Annotated in this window: 13 protein-coding genes and 1 pseudogene; 7 read left to right on the top strand and 7 right to left on the bottom strand. The window is 50.3% G+C overall.

The window, feature by feature from the left end:
* Window positions 1-26: 26 nt before the first annotated feature.
* Window positions 27-1,196, top strand: a complete 1,170-nt coding sequence (locus Hfont_RS07570; RefSeq protein WP_112991803.1) for a vWA domain-containing protein — start codon at window positions 27-29, stop codon at window positions 1,194-1,196.
* A 39-nt stretch (window positions 1,197-1,235) separates the two neighbouring features.
* On the opposite strand, the gene Hfont_RS07565 is transcribed toward Hfont_RS07570, so the two are convergent.
* Entirely contained in the window at window positions 1,236-2,066 is an 831-nt protein-coding gene (locus tag Hfont_RS07565; RefSeq protein WP_112991802.1) for a response regulator, read from the bottom strand.
* A 431-nt stretch (window positions 2,067-2,497) separates the two neighbouring features.
* Here Hfont_RS07565 and Hfont_RS07560 point away from each other — a divergent pair, with 431 nt between their 5' ends.
* Genes Hfont_RS07560 through parC form a run of 3 tightly spaced genes read left to right on the top strand, consistent with a single transcriptional unit; the run spans window position 2,498 to window position 7,653 of the window.
* On the top strand, window positions 2,498-4,483 hold the full coding sequence (locus Hfont_RS07560; protein ID WP_112991801.1) for a DNA topoisomerase IV subunit B: 1,986 nt from the start codon (window positions 2,498-2,500) through the stop codon (window positions 4,481-4,483).
* 2 nt (window positions 4,484-4,485) lie between these two features.
* On the top strand, window positions 4,486-5,295 hold the full coding sequence (locus Hfont_RS07555; protein ID WP_112991800.1) for a lytic transglycosylase domain-containing protein: 810 nt from the start codon (window positions 4,486-4,488) through the stop codon (window positions 5,293-5,295).
* A 27-nt stretch (window positions 5,296-5,322) separates the two neighbouring features.
* Complete coding sequence (parC, locus tag Hfont_RS07550; RefSeq protein WP_112991799.1) at window positions 5,323-7,653, top strand: DNA topoisomerase IV subunit A; 2,331 nt, start codon at window positions 5,323-5,325, stop codon at window positions 7,651-7,653.
* 554 nt (window positions 7,654-8,207) lie between these two features.
* On the opposite strand, the gene Hfont_RS07540 is transcribed toward parC, so the two are convergent.
* The 4 genes from Hfont_RS07540 to Hfont_RS07525 form a co-directional block, all read right to left on the bottom strand.
* On the bottom strand, window positions 8,208-9,401 hold the full coding sequence (locus Hfont_RS07540; protein WP_112991797.1) for an aminotransferase-like domain-containing protein: 1,194 nt from the start codon (window positions 9,399-9,401) through the stop codon (window positions 8,208-8,210).
* A 69-nt stretch (window positions 9,402-9,470) separates the two neighbouring features.
* A complete protein-coding gene (locus Hfont_RS07535; protein ID WP_112991796.1) occupies window positions 9,471-9,929 on the bottom strand; it encodes a RidA family protein in 459 nt (152 codons plus the stop codon).
* A gap of 297 nt (window positions 9,930-10,226) precedes the next feature.
* The gene (locus Hfont_RS07530) at window positions 10,227-11,096 is read right to left on the bottom strand and encodes a DMT family transporter (RefSeq protein ID WP_241523076.1); all 870 of its coding nucleotides are present in this window, start codon (window positions 11,094-11,096) and stop codon (window positions 10,227-10,229) included.
* Window positions 11,097-11,179: 83 nt separating this feature from the next.
* On the bottom strand, window positions 11,180-11,770 hold the full coding sequence (locus Hfont_RS07525; protein WP_112991794.1) for a LysE family translocator: 591 nt from the start codon (window positions 11,768-11,770) through the stop codon (window positions 11,180-11,182).
* Between the two features lie 130 nt (window positions 11,771-11,900).
* Here Hfont_RS07525 and Hfont_RS07520 point away from each other — a divergent pair.
* Window positions 11,901-12,623, top strand: a pseudogene (locus Hfont_RS07520) (GntR family transcriptional regulator); the annotation flags it as partial.
* Window positions 12,624-12,795: 172 nt separating this feature from the next.
* On the opposite strand, the gene Hfont_RS07515 reads toward Hfont_RS07520, so the two are convergent.
* Together Hfont_RS07515 and Hfont_RS07510 are read right to left on the bottom strand one after the other, a co-directional pair.
* A complete protein-coding gene (locus tag Hfont_RS07515; protein ID WP_112991793.1) occupies window positions 12,796-14,259 on the bottom strand; it encodes an aminotransferase-like domain-containing protein in 1,464 nt (487 codons plus the stop codon).
* Window positions 14,260-14,359: 100 nt separating this feature from the next.
* Complete coding sequence (locus Hfont_RS07510; protein ID WP_112991792.1) at window positions 14,360-14,644, bottom strand: helix-turn-helix domain-containing protein; 285 nt, start codon at window positions 14,642-14,644, stop codon at window positions 14,360-14,362.
* Window positions 14,645-14,977: 333 nt separating this feature from the next.
* Between Hfont_RS07510 and Hfont_RS07505 the strand changes: the two genes are divergently transcribed.
* On the top strand, window positions 14,978-15,445 hold the full coding sequence (locus Hfont_RS07505) for a hypothetical protein (protein ID WP_112991791.1): 468 nt from the start codon (window positions 14,978-14,980) through the stop codon (window positions 15,443-15,445).
* Window positions 15,446-15,628: 183 nt separating this feature from the next.
* On the top strand, window positions 15,629-16,984 hold the full coding sequence (locus Hfont_RS07500; protein WP_133467286.1) for a hypothetical protein: 1,356 nt from the start codon (window positions 15,629-15,631) through the stop codon (window positions 16,982-16,984).
* Window positions 16,985-17,250 lie beyond the last annotated feature (266 nt).

The following is a 17,250-nucleotide window of genomic DNA, read 5'->3' as shown; positions in this document are numbered from 1 at the left end:
GTTCAAGCTGAACGACAGGACTTGCCGTGTTAATTGATTTTTTCTTCATGCTGAAAGATGCAAAAATTCCTGTTTCAATCAAGGAATTTTTGCTCTTGCTCGAAGCATTGGAAAAAGACGTCGCCCATCACTCGCTGGAGGATTTTTACTATCTGGCGCGCCTAACCCTGGTCAAGGATGAAGCGCACTTCGACAAGTTCGATCGCGCCTTCGGTCTGTACTTCAAAGGCATTGCCACCATATTCGAAGACAATGCCTCTATCCCGCTAGATTGGTTACTGAAGCGTGCCGCGAAAGACCTGAGCCCAGCAGAACGCGCGTTGATAGAAAAATTCGGCTATGACAAACTCGCCGAACGCCTGCAGGAATTATTGAAGGAACAAAAAGAACGTCACGAAGGCGGCAACAAATGGATAGGCACAGGCGGCACTTCGCCCTTCGGCAATAGCGGCAATAATCCGGAAGGTATACGCATAGGTGGCGAGAGCACCAATCGCTCCGCTGTCAAAGTATGGGAAGCACGCACCTACCGCGATTACGATACCTCGCGTGAAATCGGCACCCGCAATATCAAGGTCGCATTACGTCGTTTGCGCAAGTTTGCACGGCAAGGCGTGGCTGACGAGTTGGCGCTGGATGCGACGATACGCGCGACCGCCAACAACGCGGGCTACCTCGACATCAAGATGCAGGCCGAGCGCAAGAACAACATCAAGATCTTGATGCTGCTGGACGTAGGCGGCTCTATGGACGATCACATACAGCGCACGGAAGAATTGTTTTCTGCGGCCAAGAGCGAATTCAAGAATATGGAGTTCTATTACTTCCATAACTGCGTATATGACCACTTGTGGCGCAACAACCAGCGCAAGCACGCCGAGCGTTTTGCTACCTGGGATGTGTTGCGCAAATATACGCCGGATACGAAAGTGATTTTTGTCGGCGATGCGACGATGAGTCCGTATGAAATTTTGCGCCCGGGAGGCGCAATCGACTATTACAACGAAGAAGCTGGTGCCGAATGGCTGCAGCGCTTTACCAAGGCATTCCCAAGCTATGTATGGCTCAATCCGGAACCGGAAAGCATTTGGGAATATAGACAGTCAGTCGCGATCATCCGGCAGCAAATGAATAATCGTATGGTTCCGTTGACTCTGGAAGGTCTGGAGCGCGGCATGCGCATGCTGAGCAAATAAAGAGAAGCTGCACAGCGAATGTCGTGCAGGTGAAATAATTTAACGCGGAAAATGCATGAATTTTTTCAGTGCACTGACGATGTGCTGACTCGCCACTGGTTTCGTCAGGAAACCATCCACACTGGCTTTGCGCGCAGCATCTACATCGTAATCACTGGATTTACTCACCAGAAAAATCACTGAAGTCTTGTCGTGTGGTCGCGCTGTTTTAACCGTCTGGCACAAGCGAAACGGATCGACGTCATTGACAGACGTATTGATCAGCACCACCGACACACGCTGACGTACACACGCGCCTTCGGCTTCTGCCTCGCCTTTGGCCCACAAAACTTCTATCTGATAGCGAGCCAGAAATTCCGCTACAAAATCGCGAAACGCTGGTGTTTTGTCGATTATCAGCACCGCGCCACCATGCGGCAACTCAGTCCGCAGACTTTCGTAATCCGCCGGATCGGTCAAATCGATATCAACACGATTGCGCCGACGACGCTCCGGTACCATCACAACATCGGAAGCTTCCAGGCGCGCCAGGGTATCAGCGCGTTTTTCGATTAAATTATCCAGCGCCTCGAACAAACGCTGCCAACGAATCGGTCGTTCTACACGCGTATAAGGAAGCGAAATAGTTGGCGTGCCAACCAGCAGCACAGGCCGTACATCGCTAGGACGCAAATCAGACAAGGCAACCAGCGCCCTTAATTCTTCTGCATTGGCGATGTATAAATCAGGATCTTGAAGGTTATCTTCTGCCAGCCGAAAATAGCCATAGCCCTTGCCTTGGTCCAGAGCAAATGTGGCATCGAAAATTTCGGTTTCCTGTTGATTAAATCCAATCAGGCGAGCCGCAAAAGGAAAACTATTAGCTGACATTAAATCTTGAAAAGCAAAACACCACAGGACGGAAGACGGCGCATAATCCCTGCGCACTAGTTAACATTTATACACTCTTGAAACCGATTAACCATCCCATAAATAAAGGAGAAAAACCGGGAAATGTATAAATTTGTGTGCACCATTTATCAAAACATATACATTTGACCGCTTTTGTTAAAAAAGTGCCAGCGATGCATCACGCATCTAACCTTATTTAACAATTTGGCGATTTCGCGCCCTTCGAGAAGACAGTTAAATCGAGCGCATCGCGACCACATCGTTTTTTTTCATTAGAATGCAGACACTTCAATGCCGCATTCCTGATTTAAAGCGATTTTTAAAAGTAATCAATTAAGCAATTATTGGAAGCTCGGATTCACAGTAAGCTTCCAACGTACATTTTTCAGCCTCTTACCGTATTCGATTGAATGGCCACTAAAAAATCCCCTGCAGACTATAGCGAATCATCCATCCGCGTCCTGAAAGGACTGGAACCGGTCAAGCAGCGCCCCGGCATGTACACGCGTACCGAGAACCCACTGCACATCATCCAGGAAGTGATAGACAACGCGTCCGATGAAGCGCTGGGCGGCTATTGCAAGAACATCGTCGTCACATTGAATACCGACGGTAGAGTCAGTGTGGAAGACGACGGTCGCGGCATCCCGGTCGGCTTGCACCCGGAAGAAAAAGTCCCGACGGTAGAAATCGTCTTTACGCGTTTGCATGCGGGCGGCAAGTTCGACAAGGGATCGGGCGGTGCGTACGCATTCTCGGGCGGCTTGCACGGCGTCGGCGTCTCGGTAACGAATGCGCTTTCCACTCGCCTGGAAATTACCGTATGGCGCGAAAACGGCGTGCATACGCTGACGTTTTCCGGCGGCGACGTCATCGAACCTTTGAAATCGCGGCCGATTGCCCGCGATGAAAAACGCAGCGGCACCAAAGTCACCGCATGGCCTGATGCTAAATATTTCGATTCATCAGTTATCCCGCAAGCAGAACTGCAACGCCTGTTGCGCTCTAAAGCTGTTTTGTTGCCTGGTGTCAAAGTCACGCTGGTGCATGCGAAGAGCGGTGAAGTGCAAACCTGGCAATACGATCAGGGCTTGCGCGGTTATTTGACCGAATCGCTGGCACAGGCATCGAATGCAGAAACCGTCATCCCGCTGTTCGAAGGCGAGCAATATGCGAACGCCGATGCGGAAGGTTTTGCCGAAGGTGAAGGCGCAGCATGGGTCGTTGCATGGACCGAAGATGGCGCGGTGATACGAGAGTCTTACGTCAATCTGATCCCAACCTCGAACGGCGGCACACATGAATCCGGTTTGCGCGAAGGCTTGTTCGGCGCTGTAAAAAGTTTCGTCGAAATGCATTCACTGCTGCCAAAAGGCGTGAAGCTGTTGCCGGAAGACGTATTCGCACGTGTCTCGTTTGTGTTGTCGGCCAAAGTGCTTGATCCGCAATTCCAGGGCCAGATCAAGGAACGCTTGAACTCACGCGATGCAGTACGTCTGGTCGCCACCTACACGCGGCCTGCGCTTGAACTGTGGTTGAACCAGCACGTCGACTACGGCAAGAAGCTGGCCGAACTCGTCATCAAGCAGGCGCAATCGCGTTTGCGTTCCGCGCAAAAAGTAGAAAAGAAAAAATCCTCGGGTGTCGCCGTCTTGCCGGGAAAATTGACCGACTGCGAATCGTCAGATACTTCGCGCAATGAAATTTTCCTGGTCGAAGGTGATTCTGCCGGCGGCTCGGCCAAGATGGGACGCGACAAGGAATTTCAGGCGATTCTGCCTTTGCGCGGCAAGGTGCTCAATTCGTGGGAAACCGAACGCGACCGCCTGTTTGCCAATAACGAGATCCACGATATAGCGGTTGCGATCGGCATCGATCCGCACGGCAAAAACGATACTGTCGATTTCAGCGGTCTGCGTTACGGTCGCATCTGCATCCTGTCCGATGCGGACGTCGATGGCTCGCATATTCAAGTGCTGCTGTTGACGCTGTTCTTCAAGCACTTCCCGCAATTGATAGATAGAGGTCATATCTGCATCGCGCGTCCACCGCTGTATCGCGTCGATGCACCTGCGCGTGGCAAAAAACCGATCCAGAAAATTTACGCACTCGATGACGGCGAACTGGAAGCAATCGAAGACAAATTGCGCAAGGATGGCGTCAAGGAATCTGCGTGGGCCATCTCGCGTTTCAAAGGCTTGGGCGAAATGAATGCGGAACAGTTGTGGGAAACCACGATGAATCCGGATACCCGTCGCCTGCTGCCAGTTTCGCTCGGCGAGTTCGATCTGGATTTTTCCGAATCGCGCTTCAACATGTTGATGGGCAAAGGCGAAGCCGCTGCACGTCGCACATGGATAGAAGAACACGGCAACGAAGCTGAGGCCGATATCTGATCATGAACATCGTGCGCACTTCCCTGCTGGCTTTATCGCTATCGCTGCTATCCGTCGCTGCGCATGCAGACGTATACGGCTATATCGATGCCAATGGCGAAGCGCATTTTGCAACGGAAAAACTCGACAAACGTTATCAATTGTTTGCACGCGGCGATCAGGCCTTGAATGCGTCCAGACTGACGCCGTTGACTAATGTAGAAAATGCGGCAGAAAAAGAAACACCGCTATTCCGCTATCTGTCACAGCATCCGAATCTGAAAAAATACGAAAAGCTGTTGAACGATGCAGCCAACGAATTCAATCTCGATCCGACCTTATTGAAAGCAGTGATGGCAGCCGAATCAGGTTTTAATCCAAATGCCGTGTCGCCGAAAGGCGCGGTCGGATTGATGCAATTGATGCCGGCAACGGCTGAGCGCTTCGGCCTGCAAGCGGACCGCAAGAAAAGCATTGCGCAAAAACTGACCGATCCGAAAACAAATATCCGTTTAGGCGCACGTTACCTGCGCGTGTTGCGAGATCTGTATCCGAATCAACAGCATCTGGTCCTGGCTTCGTATAACGCTGGCGAAGGCGCTGTGCAAAAATACAATAATGCAATTCCACCGTTCCCGGAAACCCGCAATTACGTGAAGCTGGTTACGCAGTTCTATAATCTGTATCAACCGACTTCGCGTTTTGCCGACAATGCTGTGTTTTCAAATCGGCGTTCGGATTCCAAGCGCATACACATGATTATCCCGGGACGTCGCGACAGTAATCCGTCTGCGGACACGTCTTCTGCTTACCCAATTACTTCCATCGAATAATCCTCGTAAAAATTAAGCAAAACAATAATGACTGATCAAGCCAATCTTTTTGACACTGCAGCACCAGCCGATGGCGGCGAATCACTGACACTGGCAACCTTTGCCGAACGCGCATATCTGGATTACGCAATCTCTGTGGTCAAGGGTCGCGCCCTGCCGGATGTCTGCGATGGACAGAAACCGGTACAACGTCGCATTCTGTTTGCGATGAATGAGTTGGGACTGAACGCCGCTGCCAAGCCACGCAAATCAGCAGCCGTGGTCGGTGACGTACTCGGCAAATTGCATCCGCACGGCGATCAATCTGTTTATGACGCACTGGTGCGCATGGCGCAGGATTTTTCGCTGCGTTATCCCTTGATCGATGGCCAGGGTAACTTTGGTTCGCGCGATGGCGACGGTGCGGCGGCGATGCGTTACACCGAAGCACGCCTGACGCCGATTGCCAAATTACTGATGGAAGAAATCGACATGGGCACCGTCGACTTCCAGCCTAACTATGATGGTTCGACCGAAGAACCAAAACTGCTGCCTAGCCGTTTGCCTTTCGTCTTGTTGAATGGCGCGTCAGGTATTGCAGTCGGCATGGCGACCGAAATCCCTTCGCACAATCTGAGCGAAGTCGCGACAGCAGCAGTCGCCATCATTCGCAATCCAAAATTGACGCATGAAGAATTGATGGCGATCGTGCCGGGCCCTGATTTCCCGGGTGGTGGACAGATCATCACCTCGCCAACCGCCATCAGCGATATCTATCGCAGCGGCCGCGGCAGCGTCAAAGTACGCGCGACGTGGAAGATAGAAGACATGGCGCGCGGTCAGTGGCAAGCAGTCGTCACCGAACTGCCGCACGGCACTTCCTCGCAACGCGTGCTGGAAGAAATCGAAGAGCTGACTAATCCGAAAATCAAGCTAGGCAAGAAATCGCTGTCGCCGGATCAACTGGCATTGAAGCAAACCGTGCTGGCCATGCTCGATACCGTGCGTGATGAGTCCGGCCGCGATGCGCCTGTGCGCTTGGTATTCGAACCAAAATCGAAGAATCAGGACCAGACCGAATTCACCAACATGCTGTTGGCACATACCTCGCTGGAAACCAGCGTCTCCATCAATCTGGTGATGATAGGCGGCGACGGCAAACCGCGCCAAAAAGCACTCGGCGATATCCTGCGCGAGTGGATAGATTTCCGCTTCACGACCATCACTCGCCGCTCGCAATTCAAGCTGCAAAAAGTCAATGACCGCATCCATATTCTGGAAGGTCGCGAAGCGATCCTGCTCAACATCGACAAGGTCATCAAGATCATTCGCGAATCGGATGAACCTAAGCCGGCCTTGATGGATGCATTCCGTTTGTCTGAACGTCAGGCTGATGACATTCTCGAAATTCGCCTGCGTCAACTGGCACGTCTGGAAACCATCAAAATTCAGCAGGAATTGGCAGAACTGCGCAATGAAAAATCCACGCTGCAGGATCTGCTCGACAATCCATCGTCGATGAAGCGTCTGGTCATCAAGGAAATCGAAGCCGACGAGAAACAGTTCGGTGACAAACGCCGCACCCTGATCGAAGTCGCAGAAAAAGCCGTCGTCGAAACCAAAGTAATCGATGAACCAGTGACCGTCGTCATCTCGCAAAAAGGCTGGGTGCGTGCACGCACCGGCCACGGCCACGATGCCGCACAATTCACTTTCAAGGCGAGTGATGCGCTGTACGACACCTTTGAATGCCGCACCGTCGATACGCTATTGGTATTCGGTTCGAACGGTCGCATCTACTCGGTGCCTGTCTCTGCCCTGCCCGGCGCGCGCGGTGATGGCGTACCTATCACCACGCTGGTCGAACTGGCGAGCGGCACACGCGTACTGCATTACTTTGCCGGCCCGGCCGATGTCACACTGTTACTCGCATCAACTGCCGGTTATGGCTTCACCGCCAAGTCGGGCGACATGGTCAGCCGCACACGTGGCGGCAAATCATTCATCACGCTGGATGACGGCGATGAACCGCTGGCACCACGTCCGGTAATCAACGGCGCAAGTGCAATTGCCTGCCTGTCGGAAAAAGGTCGCGTGCTGGTATTCGGCATCGATGAAATCAAATCGCTGACCGCAGGCGGTCGCGGTGTGATTTTGATGGAACTGGAAAAGAACGAGAAGCTGCTGGCGGCACAACCGATCAGCCAGCGCGGCGTAGTTGTATCCGGTATGGGACGCGGTGCCAAAGCGCAGGAGATATTGCTGTCGGCATCAGGACTCGCGGTGCACATAGGCAAGCGTGCGCGCAAAGGCAAAGGTTTGGAATCGAAGATCAAGGCGACGACCTTGACGCCGGTGACCAAGGCTAGCGCTGAATAATTTGATCATTTGTATTCGATGAGAGTCAGTTGCCGGGGGTAGCCCGCCAGCTACTCACTTTTCTTGCTTCGCCAAGAAAAGTAAGCAAAAGAAGGCGACCGCACAAACGGCAGCGTCACAGCGGTTGAACTTCAACGGCAGTTCAACGGCAACAGCATTGTCGCAAGCTAGCTCAACAGCGCTATCAAGGTATAGACGTTGCGGTTGCTTTTGACCTTAATCGCATGTGACGTTGCCAAGATAAGCGGTCATCAGGCGGATAAAGAGCGCAAACCTGTTTGAGCCGAAGGCGAGTTTGTTTGTGCTCCCGACTGATGGTCGTTTGACTTGGGTACCCGTGCAGCGGGCAACGGCTTCTGCGTCGCCTTTCTTTGCCTTCTTTCTTTGGCGAAGCAAAGAAAGAAGGTGGCTGCCGGGCCACCCCCGGCAACTCACCACGAAGAAAGAGCCGTACAAGCTATCAACAAACTCTAAAGAGCCATCAAATTAAATCCACAAAATAAAACTGGCCGCTCCTTTCGGCAGCGGCCAGTTTTATTTCTGCATGCGATCAATCACATTTTCGCCGCAATCAATTTCGCCAGCTTGGATACGCCTTCACGAATTTTCTCCGGCGGCACAGTAACGAAACTCAGGCGCAAGGTATTTTTCTGCGGTTCATTCGCATAGAAAGGCGCGCCGGGAACGAAGGCAACATTCTGTGCAATCGCTTCTTCCAGCAACTGCATGCCGTCGATATGCTCGGGCAAGGTCACCCAGATGAACATGCCGCCTTCCGGTTTGTTCCATGTCACACCGGCCGGGAAAAATTCGGTCAGCGCATCCAGCATGACCTGACACTGATTCGCGTATAGCGTGCGTATCGAGGGAATATGTTGTGCGAGGAAACCATCCTTGATCGCTTCATACACCACCATTTGCGTCAATTGCGAGGTGTGTAGATCAGCTGCCTGTTTCGCTTGTTCCAGCTTGCGGATCAGAGGCACCGGCCCCACCACATAACCCAGGCGTATGCCAGGTGTCAGCACTTTGGAAAACGATCCCAGATAAATCACGCCGCTAGGATTCATCGTCAACATCTTCGGCAATGGTTCACCGCGATAGCTGAGTGCGCCGTATGGGTCGTCTTCGATCAAAGGCAAGCCAAGGCGTGCACAGGTTTCGACCAGTGCCAAGCGACGCTCGACCGACATTGTGCGACCGGTAGGATTCTGGAAATTCGGCAGCGCATACAGGAGGCGCGCTCCATCTGCAATTTTTGCGACTTCTTCCGGCAGCAAGCCGAAATCATCGGTAGGAATTGAAACGAATTCAGGGTGATAGACCGAGAAAGCCTGCAAGGCACCGAGGTAGCTAGGCGTTTCAACCAGTACTTTGCTGTGATCTTCGATCAAGACCTTGCCGAGCAAATCCAGCGCCTGCTGCGAACCCGACACCATCAACACTTGATCCGGCGTGATCGTCACACCTGGTATCGATAATGAATCGGCGATCCATTCACGCAAAGGCGCGTAGCCATCGCTAGGCCCGTATTGCAATGCGACCTTGCCCTGACGCGACAAGACGGTATCGAACGCCGCCTTCATATGCTCGACCGGGAAGGTTTCCGGCGATGGCAAACCACCGGCGAAGGAAATGATGTCGGGGCGCATCGTGATTTTCAGGATTTCGCGGATGACCGAGCTTTGCAGTTGCTCTGCACGGCGCGCGAATTGCCATTTGATCGGCGTTGGATTTTCGATTTTCATTATTGCGATGCTCTATGACTGCGGTGTGATGACCAGGACGTCACTCAATACAGGGACGTCAATATTTCTTTAATTTACTTCTGCGATCAGCTCGATCTCTACGCATGCGCCCAAAGGAATTTGCGCCACGCCGAATGCCGAACGCGCGTGCTTGCCTTGTTCGCCAAAGATTTCGCCGAACAGTTCAGATGCGCCATTCGTGACCAGATGTTGTTCGGTGTACTCGCCAGTCGAATTGACCAGGCTCATGACTTTGACGATGCGTTTGACGCGATTCAAGTCGCCGCCGCATGCCGCTTGCAAGGTGGCGATCAAATCGATGGCGACGCCACGTGCTGCTATCTTGCCTTCTTCGGTCGTCATGTTTTTGCCCAACTGGCCGACCCACGGTTTGCCGTCTTTCTTGGCGATATGACCGGACAGGAAAATCGTGTTGCCGCTTTGCGCAAACATCACGTATGCCGCGGCGGGTGTCGCCACTGCCGGCAATTCAATATTGAGCGCTTTCAGTTTTTCGTAAAAAGACATGCAAACTCCAGAATAGTTGATGTCATTTCCTCAAAGGGAAAAATGACAAATGAACAGGTGTCCGTGAAATGCAATTGCGGCAATAAACTCGCATCTTGCAAAAGTGGCATGCAATCGTGTGCGTAAGGCCAGCAGTCACGGCAGGAATACGCGTGATTATCTCAAATCCGCAGCATTTCTTGCCAACTATCGATGCCAGGAAAGCAGGCAGACGAATTGCGCCGCAAAATGCAGCTGCCAGCGCAATATGCACATGATACCAACTGGAGCTGTTTTCTGTTCGTTTGCTGCTTAACTTTAACGTTTGATTGCCATTTTCTTACCGGCTGCGACGACTGAAATAATCGCCAATGCAAACAGGAAGCTACGCAACTCCAGCGCTTCGCCAAGAATCGCTGCAGCACCTAGCAATGTGAGGAAGGGTTGTATCAGTTGCACCTGGCCGACGCGCGCAATGCCGCCCAGCGCCAGACCTTTGTACCAAAAGAAGAATCCGATAAACATCGAGAACAGCGACACGTAGGCAAACCCTACCCATGCGCCAGCCGATGCCTTGACACCGTAATGCAGCGCGAGCCAGATCGTTACCGGCAACACGATCGGCATCGACAATACCAACGCCCATGAAATCACTTGCTGGCCGCTCATGGACTCCGACAAGCGACCGCCTTCCGCGTATCCCATCGCAGCAGCAATCACCGCAATCAGCATCGCCAGATCACCCAGCTGAAGGGAGCCACCGCCCTCCTCCATTGCAAATGCGGCCACCAGCGCGCTACCGATCAAGGCAGTAATCCAGAATCCGATCGAAGGCCGTTCGCCAAAACGCAAGGCTCCAAACAAGGCAGTCGCCAGCGGCAAAATACCCAGCACGATCGCGCCATGCGAAGCGGAAATCTGGCTCATCGCTATCGATGAAAACACCGGAAAGCCAACTACGACACCTGACGCAATAATGAGCAGCGATTTCAATTGCGATCGAGTCGGACGCGGCGCGTTAGTCCACCACAGCAACAGTACAGAGCAACAGGCCGCGACAACTGCGCGCCCTAACGCGATCAATACCGGATTCAATTCTGCAACTACCATGCGCGTGAATGGCAGGGTCAAACTGAAAATCGCGATGCCTATCGCGCCCAGCCACATTCCTTTTGTTTCAGATGTCATGGATTTCACCGTGGTCGGCACTTCATCAGTGTCGACTACCGCGTCGAGATTGGTGACGAGTGCACTCTGACTATCATGCGCGCTCATGACCAGACCGCCACTGCTGAATAAAGCGTCAATATGATCATGATTGCGCAAAACAGACGCCGCCATTTCGGCTGTGTCAGATAACGACGCAGAATAGCGCCGGTAGCAGCCCAGATACTCAGACACGGCAAATTGATCACGCTGAATAACAAGCAAAACACGGCAATCGCAAACCAGATTGGTTGCATAGGCGGCAGAAAGGCCGAAGCGCCAGTCACTGCCATCACCCATGCTTTAGGATTCGCGAACTGAAACAATGCCGCGCCGATAAAAGACATAGGGTGCCCATTATCGTCATCGCTACGGCTGAACGCCATGCTGCGCAATTGCCACGCCAGATAAACCAGATAAGCAGAGCCTATGGTTTTCAAGATGATATGCAATACGGGCATCGCGACAATCAGGCTGCCAATACCAGCGGCGTACAGCGCCAGCATCACGCCAAAGCCCGAGACCACACCCAGCATGTGCGGAATGCAACGCATAAAACCGAAACGGATACCGGACGACGTCAGCATGATGTTGTTCGGTCCCGGCGTGATCGATGAGACGAAGGCGAACAGGGAAAGTGGCAACAAGGATTCCATATGGTTCCAGTAGGATGACAAAGCGATACGTAAATCGCCCGGCTATTTTTATAGTCAAAACATCCTAATCGACAAAACCAATACAGTACCAGTACACTTAAGGAATTAATCTCTCCACTGTCATGGCAATATGACCAATACAGCCAAATCCCTCAGCTCACCTTCAGTCGCCACAGATTTGCCGCGTCCCCTGCTATCGCGCCAGGCCGATAGCTCGCTGATCGAACAAATCGTGCAACTGGTGACCTCGCGCATAGACGACAAATTGCTGCGTACAGGCGCACGCATGCCGTCGATACGGCAGTTCTCGGATGAGCACAGCGTGTCGCGTTTTACTGTGGTCGAAGCTTATGACAGGCTGGTTGCCGGCGGCTTGCTTGAATCACGACGCGGCTCCGGGTTTTATGTGCGCGATCGCGCACCCATGCTGGCATTGCGTACGCCACGTCCTAGCGCCACACAATCGCAACAGCTGGATGTCGTCTGGCTGGTACGCAATATGTTCCGCCAACTGCCATCGGAAAAAATGCCCGGCGTAGGCTCTTTACCAAACGAATGGCTGGATGGCGATCTGGTTGGCAATGCCTTGCGCTCCGTCAGTCGGCAAAATCAAAACATGCTGCTGCAATACGGCACGCCGCAAGGTTTTCTGCCGCTGCGCCAGCAATTGCAATTGAAAATGGCAGAGCTGGAGATTTCCGCCACGCCGGATCAAATCGTCACCACATCCGGCGTCACGCAGGCGCTGGATCTGGTGGCGCGCCATTTTATTCAGGCTGGCGACACGATTTTTGTCGACGATCCGCCGATTATATTGACCTTATTTTGTTCCAAAAGAATTGGAAAGCAAGTTAGCCTCGGGAATCATGTTTATAAAGCAGTGATACATTTAAATTGTCTCAGATAATGGCGACACAAATTATGTGGTTGGTAAGCGACAAAACCGTCGCACTCAAGCAGCGAAGTTAATGCAAATGAGTATCGCCAGCGTAGCTGGTCAATAACAATGCATTATTTGGCGCCGCTTACACGCCAAATAAATTAGAGAAACACCGCAATACTGCGGCATCCTGCATAGCACCTACATTTATTCTCATCCATTGAGAGGCCGCTTGAGTTGGAGAGAACAACGCTCCGGGTGCTAACAACACCCCCTCGCGCATGGCGCGTTCAGCTAAAACATTGGTGTCAGATTTAGCATCTACCCAAAGAAACATTCCAGCGGAAGGCGCGGTGGGCACCGACAATCCAAATTTTTCCAATGATCTCGTCGAATCCTCACGAGCTGTATCGAGTCGAAGGCGCAATCTCTGAACGTGTTTTCGGTAATATCCTTCTGCAAGAATTTTATACACTACCCGTTCTCCGACTTCCGACGAAGTTAAAGTAGCCAGAATTTTCCTATCTGTGAGTTGCCGTGCGATTTCAGCCGAACAAGCTATAAAGCCCACGCGAAGGTTTGCTGCTAGAGTTTTAGAAAATCCACCTAGATATATAACCCTATTTAGCTGATCTAAAGTTGCAACTCGTGTACCGGAATGTTGATTACCATCAGGTTCGAGATCACAATAAATGTCGTCTTCGACGATCGTGAAGTCAAATTTTTCCGCAATATTTAATACTCGGAAAGCTTTGGCTGATGATAGTGAAGTGGATGTCGGATTATGAAGAATTGAGTTAAGCACGTACAACTTAGGGCGATGCAGTTCAGCCAAATGTTCCAACGCTGCAATATCGGGACCATCGGCTTCTCGCGGAATGCCAATTACTTTTGCCCCCATCGAGGCAAAACTGGCAAACATAAGAAACCAAGCAGGGTCATCCACGAATACAACATCACCAGGCGCAAGAAAATGGCGTGCAACTATGTCTAATCCTTGAGTGACACCAGAAGTTGTGACTATCTGATCAGGCGTTGCGCCAATCTCAATCTCAGCGAGCTTTAACTGAAGTTGCTGGCGAAGTGGCAAATAGCCTTCAGGAGTTCCATAATGAAATATCTGGTTGGAACTTTCACGCGCAACAGAACGAAAACTATTTCCAACAATTCCTGCATTCATCCATTCTGGAGGGAGCAATCCTGAACCAGGCATCGCTTGCGCTGGATGCTGACGAAACATAGTTCGTACTAGCCATGCTATGTCTAAATGCTGTGGAGCGGAAATATCCGATCGAGCCGGATTTCTTGGAATAGTTATATGCCTACGTTCCTTTACGAAAAAACCGGAACCGCGGCGAGAGTCCAAATACCCATTCGCTACTAGTCGATCATATGCTTCTACAACAGTAAATCTTGAAATCGAATATTCTTCTGCACAAACACGAATTGAAGGTAATTTAATACCGCTTCTAAGAACCTTGTCATCAATCTTCGACTGAATCAGCATTACCAATTGCTGCACCAAAGAAGTATTGCCATCCTTCGTCAAAAAGTCAGGTCCCGAGATCGTCGGATCTCGCTTGATTGATGAACCAATTCGTTTAGGCATTTCTCAAATTATCCTTAATACACCATCAAAAAAAGCTCGTGCCTCCGCCATGCACTAGAAGGTGCACCCGTTAGACAAATCAACCATGCGGTAATTGTCCTCACGTTTTGATATTCATAGCCTTCAACTCACCAGCAACACGAAGAAATAATTCTTTAAATTTAACATCTTCTGCTCTGCAATACGCCAATACCAGTAGTGTCGCGGGGTGCACTTCCATCACACCGGACAACTCTTCTACCTTTTCCAAGGTAGGTGATTTCATGCTTCGTTCGAGGCTACTTAAATAAGTTCTGCTCGATACATCCGAGAAATCCTCTTGCGTAAGGCCTTTGCTAGTCCTTAACTCCCTCAGTGCCGTCGCGAACCCTTTTCGAGAATTCATCCGTGTCTCCCATAAAAGACACGATGTACTCATAACGAACACTTTAGAACTACAATCTATAGTGTTCATTTAACGTTGCGGCATTATGATCGTAACCAAAGAAAAAACGAAATTCCGATGCATTCAATATTGATCGAAGGCGAGGCCCAGTTGGGACGAGCGTTGAACCGGAACGTGAAGCACCTTATTTGGTGATTTATCATCTTCCAAAACAGGTTCTCGTGTCAGGTAGACCTTTCCTGCCAGTGTACAAATTTCAATGTCAACTAAACGGTCAAACGAAACTTTTACCAAACTGGGCTAGCGATCCGAAATCTTAATTAGAGGGGCTGTATGAACGTATTTCTAGATACTGAGTTCACGGATTTTCTTGAACCTCACCTTATCAGTTTAGGAATGGCATCCGAATACGGAGAGGATTTTTACGCGGAGGTTCCATATCCAGATTGCGCTTGCTCGACATTCGTACGTGAAGTAGTCGTGCCATTGTTGCGGAAAATTCCTCATTCATACTTCACTGTCGACAACCTTCATCTGGAAATTATTAAATGGCTTGAAATTGTCCGTCGAAACAAAGAGGAGGTTTATATCTGCGTAGATTCCCAGACTGATTGGGATTTATTTTGTGAGGCCTTAGATTGTCGCGTGCCGCCATGGTGTAACTATAAGCTAGTGAGCAACGAGATCGTCGAACTGATGCTTTACGATTTTTTTAAGCACTCCGGCTTGCCGGAACATCACGCACTGTACGACGCGCAGGCGAATCGACACGCGTACCGTCCGCATCAATCCAAAAAATAACAATCAGTGACATGATAAGTGAACAGAAATTTTCCACGGGATGCAGGTTTATGTCAGCTCCTTCGTGGGGCATGGCTCTAACGCAAGATAAAATGAGGCATAAAAATAGTGACGATGCCGTATTTCGTCGACGTGTCGTCGTCGCTGCATGAAAAAATACTCAACGAGGGAAGGAGGGAGAACGTGATAAACGTGGAAATTTATTCAGACGATCCGGATGATCATGTGTTAGTCGATCGCTATTGGGCAATGAATGAGGATGGCAAATTTAAAGAGAATGTCGCAGATCTTCTACCCTATAAAGAAATCAAAAATATCCACCAACTGACACAACACATTTCTCAAGTTTCCCAGGCTTGGGATAGAAATCAAACTTGCTCACATTGTGAAGGTTTTCATCAAGTATTCGTCCGCGCAGACATAAGGCGGACGTTACAAAAATTAAAGACACGCTGCGTCGATTGTCGAAATCTTGAAGAAGAAAATCAGCGTGCAGAGAAATTACGACTCCGCGAACGTCTTGAAAAACTTACAGAAGAAAACCTAGCGACTGATCACGACTATAGTGAGATTTCTGATGATGCCGCATTAATCCTACTTGCATTACATCAAGCTATTAATCCTCGCTTGCTTTCCGGTACATTCATGTACCGGGACTGTATAAATTTAACTCCCTCAGACTCCGATTTCTTTATCGACAAGTTACGCAATTCTCAAATCCTCCTATCACATTATCTGGCAGCCAAAGAGGGAACTTACAGCATGAACGGGGATGAAATATGGCACTACCCCGCGCAAGCCTGCTTCTTCCTTGTCCCTGATTCCAAACTTGGTAGAAGTGAGAACGCATTATCAATATTAGAGAATCGCGACTATACAGATCATCTTGCCCTTCGAAATCTATGGCTCGACTACGCTGTAGCAGACTGCCATCGATACCTTCTAGATCAATGCATCGACTACGACTTCCAACTAGAAGAGGAAGAGTCGAAGCAGATGAAAAGTATCTTTAGAACAGCACTTGAAATTCATAGCGTAAGCGAGTTATGGTCGATGGTGTGGAAGATAGTCAAGGATGCAGCAAGCCTTTCACAAAGAACTTACTCCAACAGTCGAAAAGCATCAGCAACGATACCTGGTAAAGCACAACGATTCCTCGAGAAGGTATCAAAAGGCGAAAATACTTTAAAACAATGGGCTAGGCGCGAGCAGCACCCGGAAGGAACGCTTGGCCAAGTTTTTTGGGATTACTTCAGCATAGATGCAACGACGACCGGAAGTGAAGTATTTCGCATATTTGACGTCGTTATTCCAAGTTCAGATGAGGTCGGCCTACTTATTTTGCCATCAAAAGAATTGATGGCAAAAGCTCGAGCTGATGGGATAGAAGCAGAAGTTCTTATTTGTTTGGCAGGCTTCATTCGCCAGGGGCTTAGTGTGGTAGACGCTATTCGAGAAGTACTACAACAGTACTCGCAACTTGGATTGCCCCAAGAAAGTGAGATTAATGAAGAGCGCGAAGACCTCGGTGACGACTGATCATATGACTGCAGGAAGAGCTTGCCGCGTAATCGCATCGTAAAGTTCCACTGATGTTCAAAAATCACCATCCACGTCCTCGTATTTTTTATAAGGCCCGGCATCCCCGTTGTAAAGACTTATAAAAAAGGTTTAGCTAATCTTTCGCCTGTCAACTACGAAAAGCAGTACTTCGAGAGGCTTGAAGTGTGTTGTAAACTCGGGGCGATTCAATAGATATTCAAAGCCAAATTTTCTAACGTCGGCAATGCAACTTTCCGCTTATC

The organism is Herminiimonas fonticola (genome assembly GCF_003293745.1).
Classification (GTDB): domain Bacteria; phylum Pseudomonadota; class Gammaproteobacteria; order Burkholderiales; family Burkholderiaceae_D; genus Oxalicibacterium; species Oxalicibacterium fonticola.
The sequence above is the reverse complement of the archived record's forward strand: the minus strand, read 5'-3'. Positions and strand labels throughout refer to the sequence as shown.

Excerpts from the sequence above, each read along its gene's own strand:
- Hfont_RS07565 (WP_112991802.1), bottom strand. The coding sequence starts at position 2,066 with ATGTCAGCTAATAGTTTTCCTTTTGCGGCTCGCCTGATTGGATTTAAT.
- Hfont_RS07560 (WP_112991801.1), top strand. The coding sequence starts at position 2,498 with ATGGCCACTAAAAAATCCCCTGCAGACTATAGCGAATCATCCATCCGC.
- Hfont_RS07555 (WP_112991800.1), top strand. The coding sequence starts at position 4,486 with ATGAACATCGTGCGCACTTCCCTGCTGGCTTTATCGCTATCGCTGCTA.
- parC (WP_112991799.1), top strand. The coding sequence starts at position 5,323 with ATGACTGATCAAGCCAATCTTTTTGACACTGCAGCACCAGCCGATGGC.
- Hfont_RS07540 (WP_112991797.1), bottom strand. The coding sequence starts at position 9,401 with ATGAAAATCGAAAATCCAACGCCGATCAAATGGCAATTCGCGCGCCGT.
- Hfont_RS07535 (WP_112991796.1), bottom strand. The coding sequence starts at position 9,929 with ATGTCTTTTTACGAAAAACTGAAAGCGCTCAATATTGAATTGCCGGCA.
- Hfont_RS07530 (WP_241523076.1), bottom strand. The coding sequence starts at position 11,096 with ATGACATCTGAAACAAAAGGAATGTGGCTGGGCGCGATAGGCATCGCG.
- Hfont_RS07525 (WP_112991794.1), bottom strand. The coding sequence starts at position 11,770 with ATGGAATCCTTGTTGCCACTTTCCCTGTTCGCCTTCGTCTCATCGATC.
- Hfont_RS07515 (WP_112991793.1), bottom strand. The coding sequence starts at position 14,259 with ATGCCTAAACGAATTGGTTCATCAATCAAGCGAGATCCGACGATCTCG.
- Hfont_RS07510 (WP_112991792.1), bottom strand. The coding sequence starts at position 14,644 with ATGAATTCTCGAAAAGGGTTCGCGACGGCACTGAGGGAGTTAAGGACT.
- Hfont_RS07505 (WP_112991791.1), top strand. The coding sequence starts at position 14,978 with ATGAACGTATTTCTAGATACTGAGTTCACGGATTTTCTTGAACCTCAC.